Source organism: Kribbella rubisoli (assembly GCF_004217145.1).
Classification (GTDB): domain Bacteria; phylum Actinomycetota; class Actinomycetes; order Propionibacteriales; family Kribbellaceae; genus Kribbella; species Kribbella rubisoli.
In genome coordinates this window covers 401,637-413,535 of sequence record NZ_SHKR01000011.1, presented here as the reverse complement: position 1 = coordinate 413,535, position 11,899 = coordinate 401,637, and the positions used below count along the sequence as shown (strand labels likewise).

Annotated in this window: 12 protein-coding genes; 9 read left to right on the top strand and 3 right to left on the bottom strand. The window is 69.2% G+C overall.

Annotated elements, in window-relative coordinates:
• Positions 1-9 precede the first annotated feature (9 nt).
• The 7 genes from EV645_RS04600 (at position 10) to EV645_RS04570 (ending at position 7,566) form a co-directional block, all read left to right on the top strand.
• A complete protein-coding gene (locus EV645_RS04600; protein WP_130440053.1) occupies positions 10-2,775 on the top strand; it encodes a sugar-binding protein in 2,766 nt (921 codons plus the stop codon).
• Between the two features lie 97 nt (positions 2,776-2,872).
• Complete coding sequence (locus EV645_RS04595; protein WP_130440051.1) at positions 2,873-3,094, top strand: biotin/lipoyl-binding carrier protein; 222 nt, start codon at positions 2,873-2,875, stop codon at positions 3,092-3,094.
• 150 nt (positions 3,095-3,244) lie between these two features.
• Entirely contained in the window at positions 3,245-3,916 is a 672-nt protein-coding gene (gene sigE, locus EV645_RS04590) for an RNA polymerase sigma factor SigE (protein WP_130440049.1), read from the top strand.
• Positions 3,913-4,521, top strand: coding sequence for an anti-sigma factor family protein (locus EV645_RS04585; protein WP_130440047.1), 609 nt, complete (start codon positions 3,913-3,915; stop codon positions 4,519-4,521). The genes sigE and EV645_RS04585 overlap by 4 nt, the downstream gene beginning before the upstream one ends.
• A gap of 3 nt (positions 4,522-4,524) precedes the next feature.
• Positions 4,525-5,589 (top strand): sigma-E factor regulatory protein RseB domain-containing protein, encoded by a 1,065-nt coding sequence (locus EV645_RS04580; RefSeq protein ID WP_130440045.1) that lies wholly within the window; start codon positions 4,525-4,527, stop codon positions 5,587-5,589.
• Positions 5,590-5,668: 79 nt separating this feature from the next.
• Positions 5,669-7,168, top strand: a complete 1,500-nt coding sequence (locus EV645_RS04575) for a S1C family serine protease (RefSeq protein WP_130440043.1) — start codon at positions 5,669-5,671, stop codon at positions 7,166-7,168.
• Between the two features lie 62 nt (positions 7,169-7,230).
• Positions 7,231-7,566 (top strand): sec-independent translocase, encoded by a 336-nt coding sequence (locus EV645_RS04570; protein WP_130440041.1) that lies wholly within the window; start codon positions 7,231-7,233, stop codon positions 7,564-7,566.
• Positions 7,567-7,569: 3 nt separating this feature from the next.
• Here EV645_RS04570 and EV645_RS04565 read toward each other — a convergent pair whose 3' ends face one another.
• Positions 7,570-7,989, bottom strand: a complete 420-nt coding sequence (locus EV645_RS04565; protein ID WP_130440039.1) for a hypothetical protein — start codon at positions 7,987-7,989, stop codon at positions 7,570-7,572.
• Positions 7,990-8,040: 51 nt separating this feature from the next.
• Here EV645_RS04565 and EV645_RS04560 point away from each other — a divergent pair, with 51 nt between their 5' ends.
• On the top strand, positions 8,041-8,631 hold the full coding sequence (locus EV645_RS04560; RefSeq protein WP_130440037.1) for a TetR/AcrR family transcriptional regulator: 591 nt from the start codon (positions 8,041-8,043) through the stop codon (positions 8,629-8,631).
• Here EV645_RS04560 and EV645_RS42155 read toward each other — a convergent pair.
• The gene (locus EV645_RS42155) at positions 8,610-9,563 is read right to left on the bottom strand and encodes a helix-turn-helix transcriptional regulator (protein ID WP_198681464.1); all 954 of its coding nucleotides are present in this window, start codon (positions 9,561-9,563) and stop codon (positions 8,610-8,612) included. The genes EV645_RS04560 and EV645_RS42155 overlap by 22 nt on opposite strands.
• Positions 9,564-9,625: 62 nt before the next feature.
• On the opposite strand from EV645_RS42155, the gene EV645_RS04545 reads away from it, so the two are divergent.
• Positions 9,626-10,807: an epoxide hydrolase family protein gene (locus EV645_RS04545; RefSeq protein WP_130440033.1), complete on the top strand. Its 1,182-nt coding sequence runs from the start codon at positions 9,626-9,628 to the stop codon at positions 10,805-10,807.
• Here EV645_RS04545 and EV645_RS04540 read toward each other — a convergent pair.
• Complete coding sequence (locus tag EV645_RS04540; protein WP_242000207.1) at positions 10,798-11,889, bottom strand: GNAT family N-acetyltransferase; 1,092 nt, start codon at positions 11,887-11,889, stop codon at positions 10,798-10,800. The two genes, EV645_RS04545 and EV645_RS04540, sit on opposite strands and share 10 nt — an antisense overlap.
• Positions 11,890-11,899: the final 10 nt, after the last annotated feature.

Below are 11,899 nucleotides of genomic sequence, written 5' to 3'. Positions count from 1 at the left end.
GCACACTCCATGACCCGTCGCCGCTCCGGCGCAGTCAGTCTTCTCACGGCCGGTTTGCTGCTGGCCGCCGTACTCCAGTCACCTGCCCACGCTGCGACGACCGCGGCGCCGGCTCTGACCATCACACCGACCACGGTCGGCAACACCTTCACCGTCGGGCAGCAGGTGAAGCTGGGCTTCAGCACCGACGCGACGACGATCAACTGGACGGTCCGGGACGCCGGCGGCACCGAAGTCGCCAAGGGCTCCGCATCGGCCGCCTCTCTGAACGGCCAGCTCCCGCTGTCGATCAGTACGCCGGGCTGGTACCAGACCGACCTCACAGCGGTCGCGTCCGACGGCACGACCACGCTGGGCGGCACGGACTTCGCCGTACTGACTCCGCACGACTTCTCGACGTCGACGGACACCCGGATCGGAGTGGCCGGCGCACTGGGGTTCGGCAGCACCGCCAACAACCCCGGTCTGGAAGCTGTGCCGCTGATGGCCAACGGCGGTATCTCCACCGACCGGGACGAGGCGTTCTGGGCCGCGGCGGAGACCACCAAGGGCGTCATCGACTTTCCCCAGCGGTACAAGGACTACAAGGCCGCGCTGGACGCCAACAACGTGGATTTCCTGAACATCCTCGACTACGGCAACACGCTGTACTACCCGGACGAGGCCCCGTCGACCGACGAGCAGCGTGAAGCCTTCACCCGGTACGCCGTTGCCGCCGTGGACCAGTGGGGCACCGAGCACACGACGTACGAGCTGTGGAACGAGTGGAACCTGCGCGACCCGAACGGCGCCGCGAAGGCCAGCCCGGAGAACTACGTCGCACTGCTGAAGATGGTGAGTGCGGCCGTACGGGCGAAGCACCCGGACGTGAAGCTGACCGGTCCGTCGCTGGCGGTCATCAACGACTGGCAGGGCTGGTTCACCAAGTTCGCCGACCTCGGCGGTCTCGACTATGTCGACGCGGTGACCATCCACCCGTACGTGCAGCCGCTGGACCCGGAGGCCTCGGTCACCTACGTCAACACCATCCGCAGCATCATGGCGGCGCATGGCTCGACCAAACCCATCTACATCAGCGAGCAGGGCTGGGCCACCGGTACCAACCCCAGTGCGGTGTCTGAGCCGGTGCAGGCGCGCGACCTGGTCCGCGGCAACCTGCTTGCGTACGGCAACGGTGTGGCGCGCTACAGCTCGTACAACTTCATGGACTCGGGCACCGACCCGTCGAACGTCGAGAACCGGTTCGGCCTGGTGCGCAACCGGCTCGACACCCGCGGCGCGCTCGTTCCGAAGCCGTCGTACGTCGCCACCGCCGTTCTCGCTCGTCAGATCGATGAGCTCCCGCTGATCGGCCAGACCCGCTTCGGCACCAACGGGTACGACGTCGCCTTCGATGCCGGCAGCGGACAGTCGGTCCACGCAGTCTGGTCGGCGACACCCGGACTGGTGAACGTGGCCGCACCGGCCGGCTCCCAGGTCCAGATCACCGACCTGTACGGCGCGACGACGACGCTGACCGCGGACGCCGGAGGGCACGTGTGGGTGTCAGCGGGGCCGGACCCGTTCTACGCACGCGGTGCGATCACTGGCGTTGCTGCGTCCAACCGCTTCGCGTTGTCCGTGGCTCCGGAGATCGCTGGTGACCCGGCTACGGGGACGCTGACGTTCACCAACCCGGATGCGGTTGCGCATGCGTTCACCGTGTCGGCCGGTGGTGCCGAGACGAGTGGCTCCGCTGCTGCGGGTGCCACGGCGACGGCTGCCGTCAGCTATCCGGCACAGGACTCCACCGGAGCACGTACCTACACCGCGAAGGTCAGCGTGGACGGCCAGGCCGTCGGATTGGTGTCGACGACGGGTACGGCGACTCCGCCGCTGTCGGTGACTGCTTCGCACGTAGTGAACGGCAGCGGCAAGGACCTGCTGCGGTTCCGCGTCACCAACGCCTCGTCGCATGCGCTTCCGGTCGCCGGGCTGGACTGGGTGTCCGGTACGGCGTCCGGGACCTTGCTGGCGGGCTGCACGGTCGCGGCGCATGCCACGCGTGAAGTTGATGTGCCGATCACCCTGACGGGTCCTTCGACGTGGTCCGCGAACCTGCGGCGTACTGGCGAGGCGGATATCAAGGCCGCGGGGACGCTGCTGCCGGTAACTGCGCCGACAGTTGCCAAGAGGCACACGGTGAAGCTGGACGGGGTCATCGACCCAGCAGTGGCCAGGCAGCCTGCGATTGCGTTGGAGGGAACCGGTACCCCGCCGGTGACCGGCTGGGGTGGGCCGAGCGACCTGTCCGGTTCGCTATGGCTCAACCACGACGACCAGAACCTGTACCTGTCGGCCAAGGTCACCGATGACGTGTTCTCGCAGCCGAACCGGGCCGGCAACATCTGGGGCGGTGACGGTCTGCAGCTCGGGATGACGGCAGGTGCGCCGGGCGAGACCACCCAGACCCAGGAGATCGGCGCTGCGCTGACTGACGCCGGTCCGGTCGACACCTGGCGCTGGACACCGACGACCCAGACAGGTGTGCCGCCGGGCGTGCAGGCCAAGGTGGTGCGCGACGAGACCGCCCACACCACGACGTACGAGATCGCGATCCCCTGGAGCACGCTCGGGTTCGCGGCCAAGGACCGGCTGCTGTCGACGACCGTGGTGATCAACGAGAACGACGGCACCGGGCGGCGCGGCTGGCTGACCTGGGGGAAGGGCGTCGCGGAGACGAAGAACCCGGCGCTGTTCAACGCGGTCCGGCTCGCCCCGGAGGCGGCGCGGTAGCCGCGCTGTAGTTCCTCATTGACTCGGCGTAGGTGCCCTGGTCTGCTGCCCGAGGGGCACCTACGCCGAACCCTTGTGACCCGCCTAGGATCGAGCCATGAGTCACACCGTGCTGGCCGAGTTGGTGGCCAACGTGCTGAAGGTCACTGCCAAGGCCGGGGACACGGTGGGCCCGGACGACACTCTGGTCATCCTCGAGTCGATGAAGATGGAGATCCCGGTGCTGGCCGAGGTAGCCGGGACGATTACCGAGCTGAAGGTCTCCGAGGGCGAAGTCGTCCGCGACGGAGACCCGATCGCAGTAATAGAAGAGGCGTGATTCAACCGAAATGGCCGCCCGCGCGTCTTGTCTGGTGAAAGGTCTGGTCGGGAACTTCCGGCCGGGGCGCTGCGTTGAGCCGTCGTACGAGCGACTCAGGGTTCTACCCGGGTCTTCCCGACGTGCGCAGAGGACGGTGACCGCGGCACCATGGCCTTCACGCTTATTGCCGAGAGGACCCAGGGAGGCGTCGCGGTGAAACCCGCCGACACCAGGACCGCGCCCGCGCCGCAGGAGGCGCCGGAGGTGCTGCCCTCGTGGGACGAGATCGTTCGCACCCACTCCGCCCGGGTCTACCGGCTCGCCTATCGCCTGACCGGTAACAAGCACGACGCCGAGGACCTGACCCAGGAAGTGTTCGTCCGGGTCTTCCGCTCGCTGTCGTCGTACACACCGGGCACCTTCGAGGGCTGGTTGTACCGGATCACCACGAACCTGTTCCTGGACGGCGCCCGCCGCAAGCAGCGGATCCGCTTCGACGGCCTGCCCGAGGACGCGCACGACCGGCTGCCGGCCAAGGGCGAGGGCCCGGCCGAGAAGCTGGACTCCGACCTGTTCGACCACGACGTGCAGGACGCGCTCGACGCGCTGCCCGAGGACTTCCGCGCCGCCGTCGTGCTGTGCGACATCGAGGGCATGACGTACGACGAGATCGCGGACGTCCTGGACGTGAAGCTCGGCACCGTCCGTAGCCGCATCCACCGCGGCCGGTCGATGCTGCGCAAGCACCTGGAGCACCGGGCCCCGCGGTCCGGCCAGACGCGGGTCGCCGGTCCACCGGCCGACGGTGGCCTGTTCAGTGACGGAGGCGACCTCCGATGATGCAGCACCCGCTCGACAAGCTGAGCGCTGTGGTCGACGGTGAGCTCGACCACGACTCCCGCGAGAAGGTTCTGAGCCACCTGGTCGGCTGCGACACCTGTCGCGCCGAGGTGGACGCACAGCGTCGGCTGAAGGCACGGATGGCCGGCCTGGACCTACAGGACCCGTCGACCGACCTCATGCAGCGCCTGATGGGCGTCTCGTCGTTCTCGACCGAGCCGCGCGAAGAGGTGCGCCCGGTGCTCACACCGGCCGTCAGTCTCTTCCCGCAGCGCTCCGCGTTCCCTGCCGGTCGCACTGGTGGCACTCGCCCGGGGGCCGCCCGCGGCACTCGGTCCCGCCGCCGCACCGGCGTGCTGGGGGCAGCCGGCTCGGCCGCCGCAGTCGCTTCCCTGCTCGGTACTGCGTTCGTGGTCGGCGACCCGGCCCGGTCGGAGCAGCCGCCGGCGCTGCAGCCGCCGGTCGCGAGCTTCTCGTCCGATCACGCGACCACCAGCGGCGGTGCGCCGTTCGCCGACCCGGTCGCCGTGCTGAACTCCTACAACGGTTCTGGGTACGCCGGGCTCACCTCGACGCTCCAGCCGGTGGCCCTGACAGGGCGCTGACCTGTGAGCCTCTCCCGGCTCGCCGTCCTGGTCAGCACAGCCCTGATCGGATTCGGCCTGCCCGCGTCCGCGGCCGCCGTACCGGCGGTATCGACAGTGTCGAAGGCGGACTCGCCGACCGCGGTGAGCTGGCTGCAGCGTGCGGCCGCCGCACCGAACCGGATCTCGTACCACGGCACGCAGATCATCACGGCCTGGGGACCGCAGGGCGCGAGCTCGGCGATGTTCGACATCACCCACGCGGCCTCACAGGGCTCCGAGATCAGCGTGCTCGGTTCGTCGTCCGCTCCGGGCGCGAAGGCGTTCGTCCAGCGCGCCACAGCCGCCGACGCCGCGATCGACGGCGGACCGCTGGCGCTGCTGCAGGCGACGTACCAGCTGGTCGACAAGTGCTGCACCGACCTGATCGGACGGACCGCGGTGCTCGTCGAGGCGCTCCGAGCCGATCAGACGCTGGCTGCGCGGTTCTGGATCGACAAGACGACCGGACTGCTCTTGCAGCGTCAGCTGTTCAGTGAGGACGGCAAGACTATGGTCCGGGCCACTGTCTTCACCGAACTGGAGATCGAGGACTCCGAGTTCCTCGGCCACCTGCCGCCGATGCTGCCCAGTGGCGTCGAGGCCGTCGGCATGGGCAAGGTCGACAACCTGCGCTCCCAGGGCTGGGTCTGCGCCCCGGAGCTGCCCGCATCGCTCAAGCTGTACGACGTCCACCGGGACACCGCCAACGGCTCCCTGCAGTTCTCGTACTCCGACGGGCTGTTCAACGTCTCGGTCTTCGAACAGCGCGGCACGCTCGACCCGGCCGCGGTCGCGGGCTTCAGCAGCACGGACAGCCCGGGCGTCTACCAGCGGTACGGAATGCCGTCGTACGTCGTCTGGTCGTCCGGCGGGATCGTCTACACGCTGATCGGGGACCTGCCGCCGGACCAGCTCGGAGAGGTCGTCCGGGCCTTCGGGCACGACGTGCCGATCAAGCTGACGGCCATCGAGCGGTTGGGGACCGGACTGGCCAAAATCGCGACCTGGCTCACTCCGATGGGTGCACTCTCGCCGAAGCTGGGATAATCGAATGTGGAAGGCCCTCCGGTTACCCCCGACAGGGCCTCGACGACGACCACGACGACGACGTGAGGCGGGGACCGTGATGAGCGACGACGCCGAGCCGACAGTTCCGAATCCGGCGACCGCGGATCCCACAGCGGCCACGCCCATCACCCCTGAGCCGTCCGCCGGTCCTCCTGCCGCAGCCCCCGCCCCGCCGCCGCTGCAGTCCCCGTTGAGCGCGTTGACACCGCCTCCGCTCGGGGCCGGGGCGATGCCGTTGCGCACGCCCGGCTCGGACGCGGCGTACCGGCAGACCAACGGCGGCGGGCCGACGAACGGCGGCCGCTCCACCACCCAGCGCAGCTTCGGGCAGCCCGAGCCGCAGGAGCCCCGGTTCACGCCGCTGTACCCGGGTCAGGCGTGGCCGACCGAGCAGCCGCAGTACCGGCCGACCTACATCCCGCCGCCACCGGCCGACTGGCACGCGCAGCAGGCCCGCTCGTATTCGAGCGAGCCGCCGAAGGTGAACCGCATCGTCACGATCGCGGCTCTGGTCGCGGTGATCATCGGTGTGATCGCCGGAGCCGGGGCCGCGACCGTTGTCGTCGCGCTCGGCGGCGGCAGCAACGCGCCGATCGCCGATCAGCCCAATCCGCCGGTCGGCACCGGCGCCGACCCGAAGATCCGCACCGGCTCGGTCTCCGCCGTCGCGGCCGCGCTGTTGCCGAGCGTCGTCCAACTGAAGGTCGACGGCTCGGACAACTCCGAGGCGACCGGATCCGGCTTCGTGATCGACAACGTCGGGCACATCCTGACCAACAACCACGTCGTCGCGGCCGCGGCGACCGGCGGTTCGATCCAGGTCGTCACGAACGGCAACAAGACCGCGACCGCACGGCTCGTCGGCCGCTCCCCGGCGTACGACCTGGCCGTCGTGCAGGTGGTCGGACTGGACGCGCCGTCGGTGCAGTTCGGCCGGTCCGACCAGGCAGTCGTCGGGCAGGACGTGGTGGCGATCGGTTCGCCGCTCGGCCTGGCCGGCACGGTCACCTCGGGCATCATCTCGGCCAAGAACCGGCCGGTGACGACCGGCGACGACACCGGCCAGGCGTCGTCCTACATCAGCGCGCTGCAGACCGACGCGGCGATCAACCCGGGCAACTCCGGCGGTCCGCTCGTCGACATGGACGCGCACGTGATCGGCGTGAACTCCGCGATCGCGACCGTTCCGGGGGCCGGCGAGGGGCAGAGCGGCAGCATCGGGCTCGGATTCGCGATCCCGATCGACCAGGCCCGGCGTACGGCGCAGCAGTTGATCGCGAACGGCAAGGCGTCGTACCCCGTCATCGGGGCGAGCGTGGACATGTCGTTCGAAGGCGGTGGCCGGGTCAGCGCGGTGACCGCGAACTCGCCGGCCGCGCGGGCCGGATTGCGGGTCGGCGACGTGATCACGTCGATCAACAACGAGCCGGTGGACAGCGCCGAGGTGCTGATCGTCGCGATCCGCACCCACCAGCCGGGAGAGGCTGTGCGGATCACGTACGAGCGCGGCGGGCGGGCCCGCACGGTTACCCTGACTCTCGCCCAGCAGATCGGCTGAGGCCCCATGACCGGAGTCGATATAGGCTGGTCGGCGTCCGTGGAAAGAAGTGAGGTGGGGACATGTTCGGCATCGGACCACTCGAGCTGGTCGTGATCGCGATCGTCGCCGTACTCGTCTTCGGACCGGACCGGCTGCCGGAGTTCGCGCGGACGGCGGGGCGCCTGCTGCGGCAGGTCCGTCAGATGGTCAACAACGCGCAGAACGACCTGCGCAGCGAGCTCGGCCCGGAGTTCGCCGACCTCGAGCTCCAGGACCTGAACCCGAAGAACTTCGTCCGCAAGCACCTGCTCGACCCGATGGACGAGGACGAGAAGCCGGTCAGCGAGTTCACCGACTCGGTGGCCCAGCGTCTCCCGGCCGGCCAGCGCCCGCCGTACGACCCCGAATCCACCTGAGCCTCACTTCCGTCGGGAGAGCAGGACAGTCGCGACAGCACCGGCTGCCGCGGGCAGGAGCGCGAGGACTCCCCAGAGCGTCGTGTAGGGGTGCACGCCGTACTCCGACACGAGCAGGAGCGTCAGGCCCAGCGACGCCGTGATCAGTGTGGCGACGACGCCCAGGACGGCCGCGACCAGGCGGTGTGAGCGGGCCAGGCCGGCGACCGCCAGCCAGAGCAGGACGTCGAGGACGGCAACGCCGTACACCAGGCCGTAGAGCGCCCCGGCGGACGCTTGCTTGCCGTGCGAGGCGTACGCCGCCGTGGCGTGGTCGAGCAGGCTGCGGCTGCCCGCCTGGTCGACGATCGCGATCACCGCGAGCAGGACCGAGAGTCCGACGGCGATCAGGGCTGTGTGTTTTTCAGAAAGTGACTGTCTCATGCGAGTGACTGTATCAGAGAGTGACATTCTGAAGCGTGCTACTGTCTCGTCATGGCTACCGGTCTACGGGAACGATGGCGTGTCAAGGCGCGACGGACGATCCAGGAGCGAGCGCTCGACCTGTTCGACGAGCGCGGGTTCGACGCGGTGACGATCGAGGAGATCGCCGCCGCGGCCGAGGTCTCGCCGTCGTCGGTCTACCGGTACTTCGGGACCAAGGAAGGCCTGATCGTCGCCGACGAGTTCGACACGATGAGCCAGGAGGCGCTCGAGGAGCTCCTCGACGTCGACGACCCGGTCGGCAGCATGATCCAGATCGTCCGCAACTACGAGGCGGCGCCGGAGGGCTCCGAGCCGATCCCGTGGCGCCGGATCAGGTACTTCTTCAAAGAGCCCTCCGTCCGGACGGCGTTCTGCGCCTCACTCGACCGCGCCGGCCAGCGGATCGCGCCGATGATGGCCGGCGGAAGACTCACCGAGACCCAGTCCCGCGTCGCCGCGAACGCCCTGGTCTTCGGCTACTTCTCCGCCCTGGAGCAGTGGTATCTCGACGGCGGGACGCAACCCGTCGCGCAGTACGTCGAAGAAGGCCTCGAGCCACTCCGTCCGATCTGGGCGAATCACTCCAGCGCGCGGGCGTAGCGAGCCGCCAGCTTGCGCACCTCGTCGACGAGCTCCGGCGCCTCCGCGACCGAGAAGTCGAGGTCGAGCATGCTGAGGTACCGCAGCAACATCCCGGGATCGTCGGAGCCGGCGTCGAGGTAGCACGAGGACTCGTCGATCTCGGTCAGCACGCCCGCTGTCGCCGGCAGCCGGGCCGACACGACCGACAGCGGCGCGAACACCCGGATCCGCGCGCGAAACTCCCACATCGCCGTCGAGACGCCGCGATCGACGTACGATGCGACGCCCTCAGGTGGCAACTCGCGCGGCACGAAGCGCGGCCCGGTCGGGATCCTCGGCGTCAATCGGTCGACCCGGAAGGTCCGCCAATCGACCCGGTGCAGATCGAACGCGACGAGGTACCAGCGTCCCCGCAGGTACGCGAGTCGGTACGGCTCGACCTCCCGGACCGACGACGTACCCGAATGTGAGTCGTAGTCGAAGCGCAGCCGCTCGTGGTCGCGGCAGACGGCAGCCAGCGTCGCCAGCACAGACGGATCCACCACCGGCCCCGACCCGGCGACAGGCACGGTGTAGCGGTGCAGGGTGTTGACGCGATGCCGCAGCCGGGACGGCAGGACCTGCTCCAGCTTGGCCAACGCCCGTACTGAGGTCTCCTCCATGCCGGCGACCGAGCCGCTGGCAGCTGTTCGCAGGCCGACCGCGACTGCCACGGCCTCCTCGTCGTCGAGCAGCAGTGGAGGCAGTGCGGCGCCGGCACCCAGCCGATAGCCACCGGCCACCCCGGGAGTCGCGTCGACGGGGTAGCCGAGCGAGCGTAGGCGTTCGACGTCGTTGCGTACGGTCCGCGTCGTCACGCCCAGCCGCGTGGCCAGCTCCGGGCCGCTCCAGTGCCGATGCAGCTGCAGCAGCGAGAGCAGCTGTAACAGTCGTGCCGAGGTCTCGAGCATTTCTTCAGCATCCTCTCGATTGCGGAATCTATCTTTCCGCAATCGTTCCTAGTGTCGTACTCATGACGACCAACGAGATCCACCCCTTCCGCATCGAGGTTCCGCAGGCCGATCTTGACGACCTGCACGCACGGCTCGCGAACACCCGGTGGCCGCGGGAACTCCCCGGCCTCGGCTGGACCCGCGGAGTCCCGACCAGCTATCTGCGGCGGATCGCGGAGTACTGGCAGAACACCTTCGACTGGCGCAAGGCAGAGGCGCGGCTGAACGAGCTCCCGCAGTTCGTCACCGACGTCGACGGGCAGCCGATCCACTTCGTCCACATCCGGTCCAACGAGCCGGCTGCCCGGCCGATGTTGATGGTCCACGGCTGGCCGAGCTCGTTCACCGAGTTCCTCAAGGTCATCGGCCCGCTCACCGACCCGGTCGCCCACGGCGGCAAGGCGGAGGACGCCGTACACCTGGTGCTGCCGTCGATCCCCGGCTACGGCTTCTCGCCGGTGAGCGAGCCTGGTTGGGGCAACCTGTTCCGCGTTGCCGGCGCGTTCGCGGAGCTCATGACCCGGCTCGGGTACGACCGGTTCCTTGCCCAAGGCACCGATGTCGGTTCCGGCGTCGTCGGGATGCTCGGCCTGGTCGCGTCCGACCGCGTGATCGCCGCGCACATCAACGGTCCGGCGCCGTTCCCGCTCGGCCCGGAGCTCTCGCTGGACGGGCTCGAGGGGACCCAGCGCGAGCGTGCCGAGCGGTTCAACGCGTGGCGCGAGGACGGCGTGGGCTATCTGGCGCTGCAGGCGACGCGTCCGCAGACGCTCGCCTACGGGCTCACCGATTCGCCGGTCGCGCAGCTCGCCTGGATCGTGGAGAAGTTCAAGGAGTGGACCGACCCCGACCGCGAACTGCCGGAGGACGCCGTCGACCTGGATCAGCTGCTGACGAACGTGAGCATCTACTGGTTCACCGAGGGCGGCGCCTCGGCCGCCCACTCGGTGTACGAAGGTATGCAGGCCTTCCGTGAGTTCGCGTCCAGGTCGGCCGAGCCGACCGAAGGCTGGGAGGCCCCGACTCCGCCGCCGGTCGGCGTCGCGGTCTTCGCCGCCGACATGTCGGTCCGGCGCGACGTCGACCCGTACGGCATGTACACCTCATGGCACGAGTACGACGCCGGCGGTCACTTCCCGGCGATGGAGGTACCTGACCTGCTCGTCGACGACATCCGGGCGTTCTTCCGGGATCACCGATGAGTCGGCTGGTCCGTGGCGAGTAGGTCGTAGGTGACCTTGTCGTCCACGTGGCTGGAGATGTGGAAGGCGGCGCGTTCGGTGCCGACGTGGCGGAAGCCGGCCTTCTCTGCGGTACGGCGGGCCGACGCGTTCGTGCCCGCCGTACGGATGAAGAGCCGGCGTCCGCCGAAGCCCTCCTCGTCGAAGTACCACTGCGCCACTCGCTGGATCGCTTCGGTCATCACGCCGCGGCCCTGCGCGTCGGGGTGCATCCAGAACCCGAGCTCGGCGTCGCGGACCTCGCCGTGGTGGATGCCGAACATAGTGAGATTCCCCAGCCCCTGGTCGGTCTCGGCGTCGGCCACGCACCAGTTGAACCGGCGGCCGGCGGCAGCCTGCTCGGCCATGTCCTTCAGCCAGAAGCGCGCGTCCTCCGCGGTGAACGGCTGCGGGATGAACGGCAGGAAGTGTGCGGTCGCCTGATTGGTCCGCGCGGTGGTGATACGCGGGATCTCGTCCTCGCGCCACGTCCGCAGCCGCAACCGCGGCGTCTCCAGCACCGGAACCTCGAACCACGGGTGGCGCGGCTTTCGCTCGTCGTCCGGTCCGATCCACGCGGTCCAGGCGTCGACCCGCTCGCCGTCTTCTTCCGCCATGTCCGGGATCGTCTCACCCAGGCGGAACCCGGTTGCCCACGCGACCCGCCGCGACGGCCAGTTCCCGACCTGCGCCCACCAGCGGATGACGTGGAAACCGCAGGTCGCGAAGCCGAACTCGAGGATCAGCCGCACCGCCCGGCTCATCACTCCGGTGCCCCTGGCCCACGCTGAAAGGCCGTAGTGCACGCGGGCGTTGCCGTCCACATCGGGCTCGAGGGCGACGGTTCCGGCGTACCGGCCCTGGTACTCGATCACGAACATCAGCCGCTCGTGTCGCTTCCAGGCGTCGGTGATGCCGAACGTCATCCACCGCCGGGCGTCCTCGTCGTTCCAGCGGGAGCCTTCGCGGTTGCGCTCGGCTTCCCCTTCGATGTCGTCGAGTCGGGGCGCGCGAAGCGTCACTACCCCGTCGGTCAGGACCGGATGCTCAGCAGGAATCGGCACCCGGCCAAGT

What these genes read in the sequence shown, in the direction of transcription:
- EV645_RS42155 (WP_198681464.1), bottom strand. Translation starts at nt 9,563, where the DNA reads ATGCTCGAGACCTCGGCACGACTGTTACAGCTGCTCTCGCTGCTGCAG.
- sigE (WP_130440049.1), top strand. Translation starts at nt 3,245, where the DNA reads ATGGCCTTCACGCTTATTGCCGAGAGGACCCAGGGAGGCGTCGCGGTG.
- EV645_RS04570 (WP_130440041.1), top strand. Translation starts at nt 7,231, where the DNA reads ATGTTCGGCATCGGACCACTCGAGCTGGTCGTGATCGCGATCGTCGCC.
- EV645_RS04545 (WP_130440033.1), top strand. Translation starts at nt 9,626, where the DNA reads ATGACGACCAACGAGATCCACCCCTTCCGCATCGAGGTTCCGCAGGCC.
- EV645_RS04560 (WP_130440037.1), top strand. Translation starts at nt 8,041, where the DNA reads ATGGCTACCGGTCTACGGGAACGATGGCGTGTCAAGGCGCGACGGACG.
- EV645_RS04585 (WP_130440047.1), top strand. Translation starts at nt 3,913, where the DNA reads ATGATGCAGCACCCGCTCGACAAGCTGAGCGCTGTGGTCGACGGTGAG.
- EV645_RS04595 (WP_130440051.1), top strand. Translation starts at nt 2,873, where the DNA reads ATGAGTCACACCGTGCTGGCCGAGTTGGTGGCCAACGTGCTGAAGGTC.
- EV645_RS04600 (WP_130440053.1), top strand. Translation starts at nt 10, where the DNA reads ATGACCCGTCGCCGCTCCGGCGCAGTCAGTCTTCTCACGGCCGGTTTG.
- EV645_RS04565 (WP_130440039.1), bottom strand. Translation starts at nt 7,989, where the DNA reads ATGAGACAGTCACTTTCTGAAAAACACACAGCCCTGATCGCCGTCGGA.
- EV645_RS04575 (WP_130440043.1), top strand. Translation starts at nt 5,669, where the DNA reads ATGAGCGACGACGCCGAGCCGACAGTTCCGAATCCGGCGACCGCGGAT.